Annotated in this window: 16 protein-coding genes; 5 read left to right on the top strand and 11 right to left on the bottom strand. The window is 72.2% G+C overall.

Annotation, left to right across the window (positions count from 1 at the left end):
• Positions 1-36: 36 nt before the first annotated feature.
• The 5 genes from ACFYNU_RS06245 to ACFYNU_RS06225 form a co-directional block, all read right to left on the bottom strand.
• Positions 37-2,163: a bifunctional diguanylate cyclase/phosphodiesterase gene (locus tag ACFYNU_RS06245; protein ID WP_356587974.1), complete on the bottom strand. Its 2,127-nt coding sequence runs from the start codon at positions 2,161-2,163 to the stop codon at positions 37-39.
• 234 nt (positions 2,164-2,397) lie between these two features.
• Positions 2,398-4,674, bottom strand: a complete 2,277-nt coding sequence (ligA, locus tag ACFYNU_RS06240) for an NAD-dependent DNA ligase LigA (protein WP_356587976.1) — start codon at positions 4,672-4,674, stop codon at positions 2,398-2,400.
• Positions 4,675-4,743: 69 nt separating this feature from the next.
• The gene (locus tag ACFYNU_RS06235) at positions 4,744-5,760 is read right to left on the bottom strand and encodes a methionine synthase (protein ID WP_356587978.1); all 1,017 of its coding nucleotides are present in this window, start codon (positions 5,758-5,760) and stop codon (positions 4,744-4,746) included.
• Complete coding sequence (locus ACFYNU_RS06230; protein ID WP_356587980.1) at positions 5,757-6,446, bottom strand: SDR family oxidoreductase; 690 nt, start codon at positions 6,444-6,446, stop codon at positions 5,757-5,759. Before ACFYNU_RS06230 ends, ACFYNU_RS06235 begins: the two co-directional genes overlap by 4 nt.
• Before the next feature lie 86 nt (positions 6,447-6,532).
• Positions 6,533-7,072: a TIGR00730 family Rossman fold protein gene (locus ACFYNU_RS06225; RefSeq protein WP_356587982.1), complete on the bottom strand. Its 540-nt coding sequence runs from the start codon at positions 7,070-7,072 to the stop codon at positions 6,533-6,535.
• 100 nt (positions 7,073-7,172) lie between these two features.
• Here ACFYNU_RS06225 and ACFYNU_RS06220 point away from each other — a divergent pair, with 100 nt between their 5' ends.
• Together ACFYNU_RS06220 and ACFYNU_RS06215 are read left to right on the top strand one after the other, a co-directional pair.
• A complete protein-coding gene (locus tag ACFYNU_RS06220) occupies positions 7,173-7,502 on the top strand; it encodes a DUF427 domain-containing protein (protein ID WP_356587984.1) in 330 nt (109 codons plus the stop codon).
• Between the two features lie 124 nt (positions 7,503-7,626).
• Positions 7,627-8,412: an alpha/beta fold hydrolase gene (locus ACFYNU_RS06215; protein ID WP_388765354.1), complete on the top strand. Its 786-nt coding sequence runs from the start codon at positions 7,627-7,629 to the stop codon at positions 8,410-8,412.
• A gap of 137 nt (positions 8,413-8,549) precedes the next feature.
• Here ACFYNU_RS06215 and ACFYNU_RS06210 read toward each other — a convergent pair whose 3' ends face one another.
• The 3 genes from ACFYNU_RS06210 to mnmA all read right to left on the bottom strand — a co-directional run bounded on the left by ACFYNU_RS06210 (position 8,550) and on the right by mnmA (position 13,500).
• On the bottom strand, positions 8,550-9,473 hold the full coding sequence (locus ACFYNU_RS06210) for an acetamidase/formamidase family protein (RefSeq protein WP_356587988.1): 924 nt from the start codon (positions 9,471-9,473) through the stop codon (positions 8,550-8,552).
• A gap of 157 nt (positions 9,474-9,630) precedes the next feature.
• Positions 9,631-12,201: a beta-galactosidase gene (locus tag ACFYNU_RS06205; RefSeq protein ID WP_356587990.1), complete on the bottom strand. Its 2,571-nt coding sequence runs from the start codon at positions 12,199-12,201 to the stop codon at positions 9,631-9,633.
• A 168-nt stretch (positions 12,202-12,369) separates the two neighbouring features.
• Entirely contained in the window at positions 12,370-13,500 is a 1,131-nt protein-coding gene (mnmA, locus tag ACFYNU_RS06200) for a tRNA 2-thiouridine(34) synthase MnmA (RefSeq protein ID WP_356587992.1), read from the bottom strand.
• A gap of 60 nt (positions 13,501-13,560) precedes the next feature.
• On the opposite strand from mnmA, the gene ACFYNU_RS06195 reads away from it, so the two are divergent.
• Positions 13,561-14,400 (top strand): N-acetylmuramoyl-L-alanine amidase, encoded by an 840-nt coding sequence (locus tag ACFYNU_RS06195; protein ID WP_356587994.1) that lies wholly within the window; start codon positions 13,561-13,563, stop codon positions 14,398-14,400.
• 133 nt (positions 14,401-14,533) lie between these two features.
• Here ACFYNU_RS06195 and ACFYNU_RS06190 read toward each other — a convergent pair whose 3' ends face one another.
• Positions 14,534-15,697, bottom strand: coding sequence for a cysteine desulfurase family protein (locus ACFYNU_RS06190; RefSeq protein ID WP_356587996.1), 1,164 nt, complete (start codon positions 15,695-15,697; stop codon positions 14,534-14,536).
• Between the two features lie 131 nt (positions 15,698-15,828).
• Between ACFYNU_RS06190 and ACFYNU_RS06185 the strand changes: the two genes are divergently transcribed.
• Positions 15,829-16,392 (top strand): DinB family protein, encoded by a 564-nt coding sequence (locus ACFYNU_RS06185; protein WP_388765351.1) that lies wholly within the window; start codon positions 15,829-15,831, stop codon positions 16,390-16,392.
• Between the two features lie 70 nt (positions 16,393-16,462).
• Positions 16,463-17,296, top strand: a complete 834-nt coding sequence (locus ACFYNU_RS06180) for an alpha/beta hydrolase (protein ID WP_356588000.1) — start codon at positions 16,463-16,465, stop codon at positions 17,294-17,296.
• Here the strand turns inward: ACFYNU_RS06180 and ACFYNU_RS06175 are convergent.
• Positions 17,256-18,236, bottom strand: coding sequence for a WYL domain-containing protein (locus ACFYNU_RS06175; protein ID WP_356588002.1), 981 nt, complete (start codon positions 18,234-18,236; stop codon positions 17,256-17,258). The genes ACFYNU_RS06180 and ACFYNU_RS06175 overlap by 41 nt on opposite strands.
• A 94-nt stretch (positions 18,237-18,330) precedes the next feature.
• Complete coding sequence (locus ACFYNU_RS06170; RefSeq protein WP_356588004.1) at positions 18,331-19,209, bottom strand: thioesterase family protein; 879 nt, start codon at positions 19,207-19,209, stop codon at positions 18,331-18,333.
• Positions 19,210-19,217 lie beyond the last annotated feature (8 nt).

Genomic DNA, 19,217 nt, shown 5'->3' with positions numbered 1-19,217 from the left:
GTCCCGGCCGGGTACGCGCGTCCGCCCCGGGACCGGCTACTGGACGACGCGGCTGGAGGGGCCCGAAGCATCGGTGCGCGGCGGCTCCAGGGCCGGTGCGGGCGGCGGGCGGTGCCAGCCGGTCTCCCCGCGGGCCAGCAGCCAGGACGTCGCCTCGTGCGGCGGCATCGCGGCGGCCACGAGCCAGCCCTGGACGGCGTCGCAGCCCAGGTCGCGCAGGCGCTCCCAGGTCTCGTCGTCCTCGACGCCCTCGGCGACGACCACCAGGCCCAGCGAGTGCGCCAGGTCGATCGTGCAACGGACGATCTCCGCGTCCTCGTTGTCGATGGCGAGGCGGGCCACGAACGAACGGTCGATCTTCAGTTCACTCACCGGCAGGCGCCGCAGGTGGACCAGCGACGAGTAGCCCGTGCCGAAGTCGTCGAGGGACATCTTCACGCCGTGGGCCGTCAGGCCCGCCAGGGTGTCGGCGGCCCGCTGCGGGTCCTCCAGCAGGACATGCTCGGTTATCTCCAGTTGGAGCGCGCCGGCCGGGACGCCGTGCCGGGCGAGCCGCGCGGCGACCGCGCCGGCGAAGCCCGGGGTGTGGACGTCACGGGGCGAGACGTTGACGGCCACCGGGACGAACAGGCCCTGGGCGCGCCAGCGGGCGACCTGGCCGAGGGCCGATTCCAGTACGTACTCGGTGAGATGCGGCATCAGGCCCGAGGACTCGGCGATGGCGATGAACTCGTCCGGGGGCACTCTGCCCCGGTCCGGATGCACCCACCGTACGAGCGCCTCCAGGCCGACGACCTGGCCGTCGAAGCGGACCTTGGGCTGGTAGTGCAGTTCCACGTCGCCCGCGTCGAGGGCGCGCCGCAGATCGCCCAACAGGCCGAGCCGGTCGGGGGTGTTGGAGTCCCGCTTGGACTCGTACACCTCCACGCCCGTACGGTCCCGCTTGGCCTGGTACATCGCGACGTCGGCGCGCTGGAGGAGCCCTTCGGCGTCCAGCGCGTGCTCGGGGTACACGGCGACGCCCGCGCTCGCCTCCAGGACGAGCGTCAGTCCGTCCAGATCGAGCGGCGAGGACAGCTCGGCCGCGAGATGCCGGGCGACGCGCTGCGCGCTGGTGATGGAGTCGACGAGCGGCAGCAGTACGGCGAACTCGTCGCCGCCGAGCCGCGCGGCCTCCGCCCCGCGCGGCAGGGCGAGCTTGAGCCGCTCCGCTATCTGCAACAGCAGTCTGTCGCCCGCGAGATGACCGAGTGTGTCGTTGACGGAACGGAACCGGTCGAGGTCGATCAGGACCAGCGCGGAGCGCGCCCCGAGGGTCTTCGCCTCCTCCAGGGCCGTCCAGGTCCGCTCCAGGAGCCACTGCCGGTTGGGCAGCCCGGTCAGCGGGTCGCGCAGCTGTTCCTCGGCCCGTGCGCGTGCGATCCACAGCGTGGAGTCGAGGGCGATCAGCGGGACGGCGAACAGCGGCAGCACGACCGGCCGGGACACCGCGACCACGCAGATCAGCGGGGTGATGCCGAGCAGCGCGACCGCCAGCAGGCACTGCCGCAGCAGGGCCGTGCGGGCGACGGTCGGCAGGCCGCCGCCCTGCGGGGTCAGCGAATACCACAGGAGCAGCCGGGTCACCAACAGATAGGCCCCGGCAGCCAGCACGATCTCGGGGACGGTGCCGATCCCCCAGTGGAGGGGCTGCCAGGGCTTCGCGACTGTCGGTACGTCGCCGAAGGCGAGCAGGACCAGGGCCGCCGCCCCTATGCCGAGGATGTCGACGGCACCGTGGAGCGCGCCCTGGCGCCAGCGATGTCTGCGGGCGATGCCGACGAGCACGACGACGGCGAGGCTGACCAGACCGGCGGCCACCCAGCCGTACAGGAGCAGCACCGCGAGGGTGAGGGCGGCGCCGGAGCCCGTGCCGCCCCACCAGCGGTCGCGGCCCAGCGCGACGAGATGGCCCACGATGATGCCGGTGAGCACGGCGAGCGACCAGCCCGTGGTGCCGTCCGGGAAGAGCGCCCGTCCCTCGCCTACCTCCCGGACGATGCCCAGGGCCAGCACGAAGGCGGCTACTCCCACCACGACGAGGGGCACTCGGGCCGACAGGGCTCCCAGTCCCGCGAATGCGCGCGGGCGTGAGACCGGGGCGGCGCTCTCGGTCGGTTTCATTCCCGTCCCTCTCACAGCCGGCAGTGCCGTTACCACGCGATGGCACGTTGTCATGCCACCACGACTGACTTCCCACACACAGCCGTGCACGACAGGCGTACCCCTCAACAGTAGGCCGCGAACGGCGTCGGCGGGCAGCGCTCTACCGCTGTTGCCCGAATGCAACCCGCCCTTCCTTATCCATCTGGTATGCGCCGAACGGGTGACCTACGAGGGCTTGTTGTGCCCGTTCGGTCACTCCGACCCGCTTCCGGCAGACGCTTCGTCAGCCGATTCCGAGGCGTCCTTGACCGATTCCTTGGCCGGTTCCCTCGCCCCCTCATCGGCCACCTCAGGCGCCTGTACGGCGGCTTCCCGCGCCGCTTCGGGGCCCTCGGCGAGCAGCACGGCGAACCCCGCCTCGTCGAGCACCGGCACCTTCAGCTGCATGGCCTTGTCGAACTTGGAGCCGGGGTTGTCGCCGACGACCACGAAGGCGGTCTTCTTCGACACGGCCCCGGTCACCTTCGCTCCGAGGGTTTGGAGCGCCTCTTTCGCGCCATCCCTGGTGTGATTGTCGAGCGTGCCCGTGACGACCACGGTGAGGCCCGCCAGCGGGCGCGGTCCCTGGTCCTCGTCGGCGCCCTCTTCCTCCATCCGGACCCCGGCATCCCGCCACTTGCGGAGGATCTCGCGATGCCAGTCCACCTCGAACCACTGCTTGAGCGAATCGGCGATGATGGGGCCGACTCCCTCGACGGCCGCCAACTCCTCCTGCGTGGCCTGCTCGATACGGTCGATGGACCGGAACTCGCGGGCCAGCGCGACCGAGGCGACCGGGCCCACGTGCCGGATGGAGAGCCCGGCGATGACGCGGGCGAGCGGGCGCTCCTTGGCGGCGGCGATGTGCTCCAGCATCGCCAGCGCGTTCTTCTTCGGCTCGCCCTCCTGGTTGGCGAAGACGGTGACGATCTTCTCCTCGCCGGTCTCCGGGTCCCGCTTGGGCAGGCCGGTGTTCATGTCGAGGACATACGCCTTGATCGGGAGCAGTTGCTCCACGGTGAGACCGAAGAGGTCGCCCTCGTCGAGCAGCGGGGGCGTCGGGGGCTCCAGCGGCTTCGTCAGCGCGGCGGCGGCCACATAGCCGAAGTTCTCGATGTCCAGGCACTTGCGGCCACCGAGATAGAACAGCCGCTCGCGCAACTGGGCCGGGCAGGAACGGCCGTTCGGGCAGCGGAGGTCGATGTCGCCCTCCTTCATGGCCCGTAGCCCGGTGCCGCACTCGGGGCAGACGGCCGGCATCTCGAACTCGCGCTCGCTGCCGTCGCGCAGGTCGGCGACCGGGCCGAGGATCTCCGGGATGACGTCGCCCGCCTTGCGCAGCACGACGGTGTCACCGATGAGGACGCCCTTGGCCTTGACCACTTCCTGGTTGTGGAGGGTGGCGAACTCGACCTCGGAGCCGGCGACGAGGACCGGCTCGACCACCGCGTACGGGGTGACGCGGCCGGTGCGTCCGACGCCGACGCGGATGTCGACCAGTTTGGTGTTGACCTCCTCCGGCGCGTACTTCCAGGCGATCGCCCAGCGCGGGGCGCGGGAGGTCGAGCCGAGTCTTCCCTGGAGGGCGATCTCGTCCAGCTTCACCACGACGCCGTCGATCTCGTGCTGGACCGAGTGTCTGTTCTCACCGAAGTAGGTGATGAACTCCCGTACGCCCGCGAGGTCTTCGACGACCTTGTTGTGCTGGGCGGTCGGCAGGCCCCACTCCTCCAGCAGTTCGTACGCGTGCGACAGGCGGTCGATGTCGAAGCCCGACCGCGCGCCGATGCCGTGCACCACCATGTGCAGCGGGCGCGACGCCGTGATCTTGGGGTCCTTCTGGCGCAGCGAACCCGCCGCCGCGTTGCGCGGGTTGGCGAACGGTTTGTCACCGGCCTCGACCAGCCGCGCGTTGAGCTCCTGGAAGCCCTCCATGGGAAAGAAGACCTCGCCGCGGATCTCGACCAGCTCCGGGACCCGGTCGCCCTTCAGCCGGTGCGGGATCTCCGCGATCGTACGGACGTTGGGCGTGATGTCCTCGCCCGTGCGGCCGTCCCCGCGGGTCGCGGCGCGGGTCAGCCTGCCCTGCTCGTAGGTGAGATTGACGGCGAGCCCGTCCACCTTCAGCTCGCACAGGAAGTGGAAGCCCGGGGCGCCCACGTCCCTGGCGACGCGCTCCGCCCAGGCGGCCAGCTCCTCGTCGTCGAACGCGTTGTCCAGCGAGAGCATGCGCTCGCGGTGCTCGACCGCGGTGAACTCCGTCTCGTACGCCCCGGCGACCTTCTGGGTCGGCGAGTCGGGCGTACGCAGCTCCCCGTACTGTTCCTCCAGCGCCTCCAGGGCGCGCAGCAGTTTGTCGAACTCGCCGTCGCTGACGACCGGCTGGTCCTTCACGTAATACCGGAACCGGTGCTCCTCGACCTGCTCGGCGAGGTGCGCGTGCCGCTCCCGAGCCTCCGCGGGCACTGCCGTCCGCTGTTCGCCAGTCACCGTTTCGTCCTCCCGTCCCACCGCGTCTCCGCGAGCACCGCGATCGGCGCTACCCATGTCTCGCCGATGTCACTCAGGGTTGTCCGCGAGGGATCGCGCCGCCCTGACACAGTGCGCCGTCGCGGCACGGGCGTACGCGGGTGAGGCACCCGCCAGCCCGCATGCCGGAGTGATCACCACGGACTCCGCGAGAGTCCCCGGATCCAGCCCCAGCCTGCGCCACAGCGTTCTGATACCCATGACGCTACCCCCCGGGTCCGACAACGGGGCGTCCGTGCCCGGCACGACTCCGGCGAAGAGTTTCACGCCGCCCTCCACCGCCTCGCCGATCACGTCGTCGTCACGCTCAGTGAGCAGGGAGAAGTCGAACGACACGGCTGCCGCCTCCGCGCGGCGCAGCAGCGCGAACGGCACGTCCGGGGCGCAGGAGTGGACCACGGCGGGTCCGTCGTTGGCCCGCATCACCTGGCGCAGCGCGTCCTCGACGACCTGCCGGTCGACCGCCCGGTGGGTGCGGTAGCCGCTGGCCGTCCTGATCTGCCCGCGCAGGACGGCGGTGAGCGACGGCTCGTCGAGCTGGAGCACCGGCGTGGCGCCGGGCACCCTGCGCCGTACGTCCGCCAGGTGCGCCGTCAGCCCCTCGACCAGGGATCCGGCCAGGTCGCGGCAGGCTCCGGGGTCGCTGAGGGCCGATTCGCCGTTGCGCAGCTCCAGGGACGCGGCGAGCGTCCACGGGCCGGTGACCTGGATCTTGAGAGGACCCTCGTACCCCTGGGTGAACTCTTCGAGCGCGTCCAGGTCCTCGCCCAGCCAGGACCGGGCCCGGCGGGTGTCCCGGCCGGGGCGGTCGCCGATCCGCCAACCGCTGGGCTCCACGCGGGCGAAGACCTCGACGAGCATCCCGGCGGTGCGCCCGATCATGTCGGCGCCGGGGCCGCGCGCGGGCAGTTCGGGCAGGTGCGGGAAGTCCTCGAAGGTGCCGGTGACGCCCTTGGCCGTCTCGCGCGCGTCGTCGCCCGGCATGGACCCGACGCCGGTGGCGGACCCCCACAGGGGCACGGCCGCGCCGCTGGTGGTCTCGGTCATCGTCCCGGCCGCACCGTCAGGTCGTTGATCTCCGCGTCGCGCGGCAGGTCCAGGGCGGTGAGGATCGTCGTGGCGACCGACTCCGGGTCCATCCAGCGCGAGGGGTCGTACTCCTTGCCCTCCTGACCGTGCACCTTGATCTGCATGGGGGTGGCCGTACGGCCCGGATAGACGGAGGCGACGCGCAGGCCGTTCGGCCGCTCCTCCTGACGGAGGGCGTCGGCGAGTGCCTTCAGGCCGTGCTTGGACGCGGCGTACGCGCCCCACTCGGCGTTGGCGGTCAGTCCGGCTCCGGAGTTGACGAAGATCACCTGGCCCTGCGAGGCGCGCAGTTGGGGCAGGAAGAGACGGGTCAGCTCGGCGGGAGCGACAAGATTCACGTTCAGCTGGCCGGTCCACGCCTTGGGGGTCAGCTCGCCGACGGGGCCGAGGTCGACGATGCCCGCGATGTGCAGGAGCGAGTCCAGCCGCTCCGGGAGCGTCTGGTGGGACAGCGCCCAGGAGAGCCGGTCGGGGGTCGCGAGGTCGCCGACGAGCGCACGGGCGCCGGGGTAGGTCTCGGCGAGTTCCTTGCCGCGGCCGGCGTCGCGGGCGAAGAGCAGCAGGTCGTCGCCGCGCGCGTGCAGCCGGCGCGCGACAGCGGCGCCGATGCCGGAGCCCGCGCCGGTGATCAGATGGGTAGCCATGAGGTCATGTTCGCATCACCCCATGGCACGGCTGTACGGTCCCGGCGCCACGGCGGCGCCGGGTGCGGCGGTGGGCGGACGCGAGGTCAGCGCACCCCGGCGGACTCCTCCAGATAGGCGAGGGCGCCCACCGGCTCCTCCGCGAAGAAGACCAGGTCCGTCAGGGGCAGCGGGAGGAAGCCCTCCCTGTCCATACGGCTGAACTGCTCCTTGAGACCGTCGTAGAAGCCCGCGGTGTTGAGCAGCACCACGGGCTTGTCGTGCATGCCGTGCTTCTTCAGTTCGAGGATCTCGGTCGCCTCGTCCAGCGTGCCCGTACCACCGACCATGATCACGACGGCCTCGGACTTGGCGAGGAGCAGCGCCTTGCGCTCGGCGAGGTCCTTGGCGATGACCATCTCGTCGGCCCGTGCCCGCATCGACGCGCCCAGGAAGCCCACGGAGACCCCCACGAGGCGCCCGCCCGCCTCCTCCACTCCGTCGGCCACGACCTTCATCAGCCCGACGTCCGAACCGCCCCAGACGAGCGTGTGGCCCGCCTTGCCGAGGAGTTCGGCGAACTCGCGGGCGGGGCGGGTGTAGCGCTCGTCCAGCTCGGCGGCGGAGAGGAAGACACAGATATTCATGGTTCCACGGTATCCGGGTGACCTCTTGGGGAAGAGGGCGTGGCCCGCCGTTGCTGACGGTAGGAGAGCGTGACCGAGTTCACCGAAGGAGCGGATCGTCATGGCCAAGGGGCACACCATCACCGTCGAGCGGGGCGACACGCATGTACGGGTCGTCCGTGACGGACAGGTCGTCGCGGACAGCCGCCGGCCGTTGCTGCTGCACGAGACCGGACTGCCCGTCCGTTACTACCTGCCGCCGGAGGACGTACGTACGGAGCTGCTGACCCCGTCGGACACCACGACCCACTGCCCGTTCAAGGGCGACGCCTCCTACTGGTCGCTGCCCGACGCACCCGACCTGGTCTGGGCCTATCCCGAGCCGAAGGACGAAGTGGCCGAGATCAAGAACCACTTCTGCTTCTACGAGACCGAGGTCGTCGCGGGCTGAGCGGCTCCGTCACCGGAGCACGTGACGGAGAGCCCGCGGCCGGTCCGGAAAAGAATCTTCGTCAAATTCCGCCCGGCGCCGATGAGTTCCGGTGAGCGCGCCGGTCCATACGCGTATGGACCAAGTGGGCAAGGCGAAGTCGGGTGACGGCACCCTCATCGCGTACCGGCGGACGGGTGGCGACGGGCCTCCGGTGATCATGGTGGGAGGGGCGTTCAGCACGGCGGCGGCCGAAGCGCCGCTGGCGGCGCTCCTCGCACCGCGCTTCAGCGTGATCACCTACGACCGGCGCGGGCGCGGCGGCAGCGGCGACACGGCGCCGTACGCGGTGGAACGAGAGGTGGAGGACATCGCCGCCCTCCTTACGGAGGCGGGCGGCAGCGCCTCCCTCTACGGCATGTCCTCGGGCGCCGCCCTGGCGCTGGAGGCGGCTGCCACGGGGCTGCCGATCACCCAACTCGCCGTGTACGAACCTCCTTACGACGCCGGTCCGGCGGAGATCACGGACAACTCCGCCTACACGGCGCGGCTGGAGGAGCTGCTGGCGCACGGGCAGCGGGAGGAGGCCGTGGAGCTGTTCCTGTCGATGGTCGGGGTGCCGCTCGACGTGGTGACGGGGATGCGCCGGTCGGCGATGTGGCAGGGCATGACGGCGCTGGCGCACACCCTCGCGTACGACAACGCCGTGATGGGTCCCGGACCGGTGCCCACGGAGCGGCTCGCGCGGATCACGGCGCGGGTCATGGTCGTGGACGGGGGCGCGAGTCCGCCGCCGGTGCGGGGGGCGGCCCGTGCGGTCGCCGAGGCGCTGCCGCGCGGGCGGCACCGCACCCTGACGGGGCAGGTGCACGAGGTGGCGCCGCATGTGCTGGCGCCGGTCCTCGAAGAGTATTTCGCCGCGGCGGCGTGAGGGGGTGGATCCGGTGACGGTGGACGCGGTGGCGGTGGATCCGGTGCCGGTACGTCCGGAGTCGGGGCTCGTGGCGACGGAAGCGGCCGGCGGCACGCTCGTCGGCCACGCCCGGTGCAGACACGGGCGCGTGGGATTCAGCGGATCGCGTCGTGCGGCAGCACCGCGTGGACGCCCCACGCCTGGTTCGCCACCTGGGTCACCCGTAGATCGACCGTCGTACTGGCCAGAGCCAGCGCCGTCGCCCGCTTCACTCCGTGCAGCGACATCAGCCATGTCAGCATCGCGTCGAGAGCCTGCGCCGACGCCTCGTTGAGGTCCGCGTCGAAGCCGAAGGTGATCCGGCCGGCGGGGGTCACCGCGTGCGGCGTCGGGAGCGGCGGGGACGGCTGGAGGCCGACGGTGAGGCGCGTCGTCATGCCGCACTCGATCGCGGTCCCGGAGACCTCGCCGTCGCCTTGCGCGGCGTGACCGTCGCCGACGCTCAGCAGCGCGTCCGGGACGGTGACGGGCAGGAACAGGGTGGATCCGGCGACCAGTTCGCGGCAGTCGATGTTGCCGCCGCCGAGGGCGCGGGGCGGCGTCGTGGAGTGCTCGCCCGGTTCGACGGGGGGTGTGCCGATGACGCCGAGGAAGGGCGCGAGCGAGACCGTGTGGCCGTACTGGTCGGTCCCGGTGCCCTGGTCCGCGTCGAGGTCCCACGTCAGCCACTCGGACTCCTCGCCGCTCATGCCGAGCCGGCGGGTGAGCGGGGTGTCGGACGTCGCCGCCGCCGTGAAGCCCCAGTCGTCGGGGCGCAGGGACTCCAGCGTCACGGAGAGCGTCATGCCCGGCTCGGCGCCGCGTACGGCGATGGGCCCGACCAGACGGTGGCCGCCCCGCTCGCCGAACATGCGGGGCACGTCCTCGTCCGCCGTACGGCGCCGCTCCAGGTGGCCCGAGCAGTCGAGCGTGTGGACGGTGAGCGTGTCCCCGGGGTCGACGGTCAGCACCGGGGGCAGTTCGCGCGAGAAGACGTTGCTGACCGTGCCGGGCACGGAGTCCAGGAAGTGCTCGGCCACGTCGGCTTCCTTCGGTCGGGGCGGGTCGGGCGAGTCGGGGCGGGGCATTCGGACGGGCCGCCGCCTGCGGGCGGGCCCGTCACAGCCTCCCACGACAGGCGACAGCCCGGTCCGCAGCGTCGGCGGCCGGGGCGCCTCCCGTACGCCGCGTGGTACGTCAGGCGCGCCGTACGGTGAACTCGGCCCGGCGTACGCGCAGGACGGTCCGGCCGCCCTCGGTCGACACACGGGCACCGTCGCAGCGCGCCGCGCCGTCCACCGCGACCACCGACTCCCCGGCCGACCCGTCGGAGCCGCCGCCCCCGCCGAGCGCGCGGAACGTCGCGCGGCCGTCGGCGCCGCCGGTGAGTTCCGCCGTGGCGTACGCGACGCGCAGGCCGCCGACGTCCAGCCCGAGCGGCAGGATCGCCGCCGTACGGCCGGGCAGGCGCAGCTTCTCGCCGCCGAAGAGGGGCTTGCCGTTCTCCGTGACCGTGAAGTCCTGGTCGTAACCCGATGACACGTTGAACGCGTGCAGCAGCCGTCCGCGCTCGCCGTCCGCCGTCGTCAGCAGGAAGACTCCCGGGTCGGTGGCGCTGTGCCGGATCGCGGGGGCGGCGTCCAGGGCGCGGAAGGCACGTCCCCAGAAGGTCAGGTCGCACTGGTAGTCGGTGGTGATCACCACGGCTCGCCCCCGTCCGAGCGGGATGTCGAAGCCGCAGCCCTTGCCCGTGGACAGCTCGCGCAGGACCGTCCTGCCCCGGGAGGGCTCGCACAACTGGGTGCGCGACAGCCGCACTTCGGGCAGCGGCGCCGCCCAGCCGTGGGCGGTCACCGACAGCCAGAAGCGGTTGGCGTCGGTGAGCGTCTTCCCGGCCTTGAGGCCCAGCGCGTCCGCGAGCACGGTGCAGGGCTTGTCGGCCATGTCCTTGACCGGCAGCCGCCCGGACAGCAGCAGCTTTCCGCCCGCCTCGACGTAGCGGACGAGGCGCCGCTGTAGCTCGGCGCCCAGGTGCTCGCCGGTGGCCAGGGCGAGTACCGGTACGGCCTTGGTGTCCAGGTCGCCCGCCTGGAGGTTCACGGCCCGGTAGCGGAAGCCGCCGAGCAGCATCGCGCGGGCCAGGGAGCCGCGCGGGCCGGCGCCGCGCGTGTTCACCGCTTCGTCCAGCACCCTCTGTACGGATGCCAGCTCCGGCGGGTGGTACTCGGTCAGATAGTGGTCGGGTACGAATCCGAGCGCCACGTCGTCGTACGTCGTCCGCATCGGCGCGAGTACATCGGCGAGAGAGTCCATCGCGGTGACCGTCCGCCGCGTCGACGCGTAGCTGACTCCTGGCCGGCCCTCCGGATCGACGGGTGCGGCGAATCCGTGCCGCTCGCCGGTGATGCCGATCCGGTCGTTCCCGTCACCCGTCGGCTTGTCGAGTTTCGGGTTGAACCCGCCCGCGAACAGGTAATAGTTGATCATCTTGGCGCCCTGCGCGACGCACAGCCGGGTCTTGAGATCGACGCCCGACGGACTCGTCTGACTGTCCATGTTCTGCCCGTAGTCGGCGTGTCCGGCGTCGAACTCCAGCGCAGTGACGGGCTGGTCCTTGTCGTTGACCGCGTCCATGAAGGCGTTGACGAGATACAGGTCGGTGACGTTGCGCAGGGTCAGGTCGCCGAGGTAGAAGTCCGCGCCGGAGATCGTCCCCTCGATTCCCCCGTAGGTCTCCATCAGTTGGCTGATGCCGATGGGGAACGGCTCGGCGCGGCTGTCGGAGGTGCCGTGGATGTTGATCACGAACGGGACGCCGGTGACGCCGTACTCCTCGGCGGCCGTGCGCAGTTCGGCGACGTACCGCGCGAAGCGTCCCCGCATGAAGCGGCCCAGGTCGTGCATCAGCGCCGCGCCGTACGCGTCCTTAGGAGCGCGGATCGCCTCGCGCCGCCCGGCCAGGTCCTCGTCCGCGAAGGGGTAACGCGCGGCGAGGCCGTCCCCGTACTCCTTACGGAGCCAGCCGTCGAAGTCGGCCGTCAGATGATCGGTGAGGTCGGGCGAGTTGCTGACCCAGGCCAGCATCCCGATCTCGTTGTCGAGCTGTACGGCGACGACGGGGCCGCCGCTGCCGTGCAGCCGCTTGGCGAGGACCGGCATGACCGCCGCGTACCAGTGGCGCATCTCCTTGAGGAAGGCGGGCGCGAGGTAGTCGACGGTGGGGGTGGTGGCCGGAGCGTCGTGCCAGCCGGTGGAGACGATCTCCGGGTGGTCCTCACGCACTCGCTCGGGGACGCCCTCGCCCTTCAGCTCGGCCATGGTGAAGGGGCCGGGGCGGGCGATGAAGAGGAATCCGTTGCGGTGGCAGAGGTCGATGAAGGCGCCGAGGTCGCGCTCGGGGCGGGTCCGGCCGGTGACATCGATGGTGCCGTCGGGCAGTTCGTGCCACATCCAGGGGATGTACGAGGCGATGGTGTTGAGCCCGGCGGCCTTGGCCTTGTCGAGCCGGGACTGCCAGTCGGCCTTCTTCAGCCGGAAGTAGTGGATCTCCCCGGCGAGTACGAGCACGGGCTTGCCGCCGATGTGGATCTGCTTGTTCCGGTACGAGACGGAGCCGGCCGCGTCCGGCTCCGTCGACGCGGCCGGGGCGAACGGGGCGGCCTGGGCGGCTCGGGCTTCCGGCGCGGACAGACCGGCGGTGGCGAGCGTACCGAGGGCGGCGCCGCCCAGGACGGTGCGGCGGCGTGGGGCGGGGGCGGCGTGCGTCATGGCGTCGTACTCCTGGGGGGAGAGCAGAACAGGGGCGGCCCCAAAAGAGTCGCCGACAGCGTGTATGCGCTTCCTGTATGCGCATACATGCACCCTGGGGCAGGCCCTGCACGGGCCACAAGACCGCGCCTGATTACGCTTGCGTAACGGGGCCGCCGGTGAATCCGGTCAGCCGGCCAGGGCCCCCGCACGCCGGACCGTCGTCGCGATCGTGGCCGAGCCGACCACGCGCGTGCCGTCGTACAGCACGATCGCCTGGCCCGGCGCCACGCCCCGTACGGCCTCCGCGAAGCCGACATGCAGGGTGCCGTCGATCAGCTCGGCCGTGACCGGTGTCTCGTCGCCGTGGGCGCGCAGCTGCGCCGTGTAGGCGCCGGGGCCGACGGGGGCGGTACCGCCGCACCAGCGGGGCCTGATGGCCGTCAGGGCGGTGACGTCGAGGGCGGCCACGGGGCCGACCGTGACGGTGTTGTCGACGGGCGAGATGTCCAGCACGTAGCGCGGCTTGCCGTCCGGCGCCGGGTGGCCGATCCGCAGGCCCTTGCGCTGGCCGATGGTGAACCCGTGCGCGCCCTCGTGGGTACCGACCTTGGCCCCCGACTCGTCCACGATGTCCCCCTCGGCCTTGCCGAGACGGGCGGCGAGGAAGCCCTGGGTGTCGCCGTCGGCGATGAAGCAGATGTCGTGGCTGTCGGGCTTCTTCGCGACGGCCAGGCCGCGGCGCTCGGCCTCCGCGCGGATCTCGTCCTTCGTGGTGAGGGTGTCGCCGAGCGGGAACATGGCGTGCGCGAGCTGGCGCTCGTCGAGTACTCCGAGGACGTACGACTGGTCCTTGGCCATGTCACTGGCGCGGTGCAGCTCACGGGACCCGTCGGGGGCGGTGACGACCGTCGCGTAGTGGCCGGTGCAGACGGCGTCGAAGCCCAGCGCGATCGCCTTGTCGAGCAGCGCCGCGAACTTGATCTTCTCGTTGCAGCGCAGGCACGGGTTCGGCGTGCGTCCTGCCTCGTACTCGGCGATGAAGTCCTCGACGACGTCCTCACGGAAGCGCTCGGCGAGGTCCCATACGTAGAAGGGGATGCCGATGACGTCGGCGGCCCGCCGGGCGTCGCGCGAGTCCTCGATGGTGCAGCAGCCCCGCGCGCCCGTACGGAACGACTGCGGGTTCGCGGAGAGCGCGAGGTGGACGCCGGTGACGTCGTGACCGGCTTCGGCTGCGCGGGCGGCGGCGACGGCGGAGTCCACACCGCCGGACATGGCGGCGAGCACACGGAGGGGGCGCTGGGGTGTCTGAGTCATAGCCACACAAGCGTAAGGGTGCCGGGGAACCAGAGTCGCGCGAGTATCCGTTGACAGTCCATGGGCAAGAGGAGGCTGGACGTCACGAACCGTGGCGCCGGCGGCGACGCGAGCGGTGACACTGGTGGCGACACGAGCGGTGGCACCCCGGGCAGGGGCGGTTCGAGCGGTGCGGACGAAGGCGGTGCGGCTGGTGGCGGGACCCCGGCGGGCAAGGGCTCGACGGTCGGACGGCGCGCCTTTCTGATCGGCGGCGCCGCCGCCGTGGTGGGTGGCGGGACACTCGCGGTCCTGGCGGGCCAGGACGAGGCGACCCGGATCTGGTATCGGATACCGGGGGTGGAGAAGCCGCGCAGGCCGGGTGAGCTGGATCACGCGGGCGCCGAGTGGGTCGCGGCGTCGTCGGCGAACTGGCGGCGGGCGGACCGGCCCGACGACTTCGCCGTGGACAGGGTGATCATCCATGTCGTCCAGGGCAGCTACCGGACGGCGCTGAAGGTCTTCAAGGACCCGGCGCACCAGGCGGCCACGCACTACGTGGTGCGCAAGGACGGGCACGTCGCGCAGATGATCCGCGAGCTGGACGTGGCGTTCCAGGCGGGAAACCGCTCGTACAACGAACGCGGCGTCGGCATCGAGCACGAGGGGTTCGTGGACCGGCCGGAGGACTTCACGGACGAGATGTACGAGTCGTCGGCGCGGCTGACGGCCGGGATCTGCCAGCGGTACGCGATACCCGTCGACCGGACCCACATCATCGGGCACGTGGAGGTGCCGGGGACCGACCACACGGATCCCGGGCCGAACTGGGACTGGGACCGGTACATGAAGCTGGTGCGGGCGGCGCGGGCGAAGCTGGAGACGGCCTCACCGAGCCCCGGCCCGACGACGGGGGCCTGAGGGGGCCCGGAGCGGGCCCTGAGGCGTCTCCGGAACGTAGCGCCGTCCGCGCCTGCGGGCCGGGGCCCGCGCCCGCCCTGCGGGCGGAGCGGCGGACAGGCGTCGCGGGCCGGACGGGACTTCCGGACAGGCCCTAGCTCAGGCCGGCCGTTCGGGCGCGGCGGACCGCCGGGGCGATCGCCGAGGCGAGCGCCTTGACGTCGGCCTCTGTGGAGGTGTGGCCCAGGGTGAACCGGAGCGTGCCGCGCGCGAGTTCGGGGTCGGTGCCGGTGGCCAGCAGTACGTGGCTGGGCTGCGCGACCCCCGCCGTACAGGCCGATCCGGTCGAGCACTCGATCCCCTGCGCGTCCAGTAGCAGGAGCAGCGAGTCGCCCTCGCAGCCGGGGAAGCTGAAGTGGGCGTTGGCAGGGAGGCGGTCGACGGGGTCGCCGCCGAGGACCGCGTCCGGCACGGCCTTCCTTACGGAAGCGATCAACTCGTCGCGCAGGGCGCCGATGTCGCGTGCGAACTCGTCGCGCCGTTCGGCGGCGAGCCGCGCCGCGACGGCGAACGCGGCGATGGCGGGCACGTCGAGGGTGCCCGAGCGCACATGCCGCTCCTGGCCGCCGCCGTGCAGGACGGGGACGGGGGTGTGCTCGCGGCCGAGGAGCAGGGCGCCGACGCCGTACGGGCCGCCGATCTTGTGCCCGGTGACGGTCATCGCGGCGAGTGAGGACGCGGCGAAGTCGACCTCGGTCTGACCGAACGCCTGGACGGCGTCCGAATGCAGCGGAATGCCGAACTCGGCGGCGACCTGGGCGAGTTCGGGTACGGGGAGGATGGTGCCGATCTCGTTGTTCGCCCACATGACGGTGGCCAGGGCCACATCGTCCGGGTCGCGTTCGATGGCCTCGCGCAGCGCCTGCGGCGAGACCCTGCCGTAGCCGTCGACGGGCAGGTACTCGACGTTCGCGCCCTCGTGCTCGCCGAGCCAGTCGACGGCGTCGAGAACGGCGTGGTGCTCGACGGGGCTGGCGAGTACGCGCGTCCTGGCCGGGTCGGCGTCGCGGCGCGACCAGTAGAGGCCCTTCACCGCGAGGTTGTCGGCCTCGGTGCCGCCGGAGGTGAAGACGACCTCGCTGGGCCGGGCGCCGAGGGACTCGGCCAGCTCTTCGCGGGCCTCCTCGACGGTACGCCGGGCCCGCCGCCCGGCGGCGTGCAGCGAGGACGCGTTGCCGACATCGGCGAACCGAGCGGTCATCGCCTCGATCGCCTCGGGAAGCATCGGAGTGGTCGCGGCGTGGTCGAGATAGGCCATGGTGCTCCCGATTCTACGAGCCGCGGTGGGTGCGGATGGCCGTGGGCGGGCCCGAGCGGGGCTCGGAACGGCCCCGGGGCGGGGCTCGGAACGGGGAGGGGGCAGGTCGGGCGGGCCCCGGCGCGGGGATGATGGGGGGCGTGAGCGGTCGCAGCAGAAGAGCAGAGATGTTCGTCACCGCCGGGCCCGACGGCCGGCTCGACGCCCCCGCCACCGGCGACGAGCGCGCGATGCTCGCCGGCTTCCTGGGCGCCCAGCGCGCGACGCTGGTGCTGAAGTGCGCGGAGTTGGAGCATGTGGCGCTGTCGCGGCGCGCCGTGGGGCCCTCCACGCTCTCGCTGCTCGGTCTGGTGCGTCATCTGGCCGACGTGGAGCGCCGCTGGTTCCGGTGCGTCCTGGCGGGGCAGGACGCACCGCCCCGGTTCTCCTCGCCGGCCCGCCCGGACGGCGACTTCGAGGGCGCCGTCCCGGACCGGGACGTGGTCGCCTCGGCGTGGGAGGCGTGGCGCGAGGAGGTGGCGTTCGCCGACCGGTTCGTCGCGGCGGCGCCCGGCCTCGACGTCGTCGGCGAGGACGGGTGGCGCGGGACGGTGTCGCTGCGCTGGGTGCTGATCCATCTGGTCGAGGAGTACGCCCGGCACAACGGCCACGCCGATCTGCTCCGCGAGCGGATCGACGGCGCCCGGGGGCTGTGAGCGGGCGGGGCGGACGCCGCGTCCGGCCGGCGCCCGGCGAATGTCGGACCCGGGAACTAGCCTGGTGGGCATGGATGGATGGACTCTGGACCACACGTTCAACAGCTCGTCCGGTGAGGTCCGGTGGGGTGTCGTCGGGCCCGTCGACGGGGCGCCCGTCGTGCTGCTGCACGGGACGCCGTTCTCGTCGTACGTGTGGCGGGGCCCCGCGCGGGCGCTCGCGCGGCGGCATCGGGTGTACGTGTGGGACATGCCGGGGTTCGGGGCGTCGGAGATGCGGCAGGGGCAGGACGTGTCGCTGGGCGCGCAAGCGCGGGTCTTCGGCGACTTGCTCCGGCACTGGGGGCTGGAGCGGCCCGCCGTCGTGGCGCACGACTTCGGGGGATGCGTGGCCCTGCGCGCGACGCTGCTGCACGGCGCGCGGTACGTGCGGCTGGCGCTCGTGGACCCTGTGGCGCTGGCGCCCTGGGGCTCGCCGACGTACCGGCTGCTCGGCGAACACGGCGAGGTCTTCGAGCAGTTGCCGCCCGGACTGCACCGCGCGCTCGTGCGGGAGTACGTGGGCTCGGCCAGCCACCCGGGGCTGCGCGCGGACGTCCTGGACGCGCTGGTGGAGCCGTGGTGCACGCGGGAGGGGCGGCCCGCCTTCTACCGGCAGATCGCGCAGAACGACCAGCGATTCACCGACGAGATCGAGGGCCGGTACGGGGAGTTGGACCTGCCGGTGCTGATCTGCTGGGGTGCGGAGGACACCTGGATCCCGCTGGAGAAGGGACGGCAGCTCGCGGGGCTCGTTCCCAGTGCCGAGCTGCGCCTGATCCCCGGTGCGGGTCACCTCGTACAGGAGGACGCTCCCGCCGAACTCACCCTGGCGCTGGGCGACTTCCTCCGTACAGCTCCGTGACCGCGGCGGCGGCCCCGGCCAGCAGGTCCCGTGCCTCGGGCGGCGACAGCACCTCCACGTTCTCGCCGAAGGCGAGCAGGGCGCGGACCGCCCGTAGCTCCGTGAAGACGAGAGCCACCCTGGCCCACTCCCCCGGCGCCTCCACGACCGGCTCCTCGTCGGTCAGTTGGGCCGCCTGGATACGGAGGAACATGTCGAGCCGGCTGACGCGGACGCGGGCGGTGACCTCGATGTCGGCCGGGCGAAGTTCGACCCTCCGCCGCAGCAACTCCCAGACGTCGCCCAGCTCCACGCCTTCGCGACGGCGCACGGGGGCGTCGGTCAGGGTCGCTTCGCGCACCCGGCCGGCGCGGTAGAGACCGGGGACACCGCGATGGTCGGCGACCAGATACCAGACGCCGGCCTTGACGACGAGACCGTATGGATCGACCGTGTACGTCCTCGCTTCCGTGGTGCCGCTGTGCCGGTAGTCCAGCCGCAGCCGGCGGTCGGCGAAGACCGCCGTGTTCAGGACGTCCAGGTCGACGGCGGGCCGCCCCGCGCGCGCCCACCGCTCCGGGTCGACGATGATGCGCCGGCTGGTCCGCTCGGCGGCGGGGCGGTGCGCCGCCGGCAGCGCGGCCATCACCTTGCGCAGTGCCGAGCCGAGTGCCCGGTCGAGTCCGAGCGCGGAGTGCGTGCCCCGCGCGGCGAGGACGAACAGCGCGCGGGACTCGTCGGCGGTCAGACCGGTGACGTCCGTACGGAAGCCGGGCAGCAGCGCGATGCCGCCGTGTCTGCCGCGTTCGGCGTAGACGGGGACACCCGCCGCCGAGAGCGCCTCGACGTCGCGGTAGACGGTCCGTACGGACACCTCGAACCGCTCGGCCAGCTCGGACGCGGGGACGAGCCCCCGCGTCTGGAGGAGCAGCAGGATGGACAGGAGCCGATCGGACTTCACATGGCAAGGATCGCGCACCGGTCCGGGGCCGACCCCGACCCGGGGCGGCGCTCCCGCGCCCCCGCTCCCGCCGCCTGTCCGTCCGTCCGTCCGGCTATCGGCTCTCCGGCGCCCTGCCCGCCCGTGGTGCTCTGGCCAGTTGGCGGGACTGGGCGACCAGACGGTCCGCGGTGTCCCAGACCTCCGAGTCCTCCTCCAGATAGCCGCCCGCCAGATTCCGTGTGGTGACGAAGACCCGCAGCGGGCCCGGCGCCGGACGGGCCCGGATGTGGGTGGTCAGTTCGACCGTCGGCGTCCAGCCCATCAGACCGAGGTCGAACGCGGTCGGCGGGAAGGCGTCCACCGTCAGCAGCAGCGAGAGCGGGTCGGGATCGCGATGGTCGGCCAGCGAGAACCAGCCGCGCACCTCGCCCTTTCCGGACGGGGCGCCGACCGCCCACCCGGTGGTCGCGGGGTCCAGCCTGATCGCCACGCGTCGCGCGAAGCCCGAGTCGTCCGGGAAGGCGGCCGGCCCGTCCTCCGTACCGACGCACTGTTCGGGCGGCGGCAGGGTGGGCGGCTTCACCGAGGTGCGGACGTCGTCGCTGAGCGAGTCGAGCGCACCGTACGCGGCGATGACCCGGACCCGTTCGACCTCCGTGCCGTCCGCCTCGTACTGGAAGAGCGACGCCTGGCCGGTGGCGAGCGTGCGGCCGGTCCGTACCGCCTCCGTACGGACGACCGCCGGGCCGGGCTTCGACGGCGTCAGATAGTGCGCCGTGACCGTGAACGGATCGGGGTGCGGCAGCGCGTCCCGCAGGGCGCGGGCCACGATCGCCAGCAGATAGCCGCCGTTGATCGCGGAGAGGATCGCCCAGCCCTCGGAGAGGTCGGCGTCGTAGACGCCCGGTTCACGGAGGATGACGGAGGTGTCGCGGTCGAACTCGCTGTCCGTGGCGGATGTGTGCGCCGCCTGTGGAGGTCCCTGTGCCATGAACGGAA

This window comes from Streptomyces sp. NPDC006643, from assembly GCF_042870175.1.
Lineage (GTDB): Bacteria > Actinomycetota > Actinomycetes > Streptomycetales > Streptomycetaceae > Streptomyces.
Note: the sequence above shows the minus strand (reverse complement) of the source record. Positions and strands in the feature narration are given on the sequence as shown.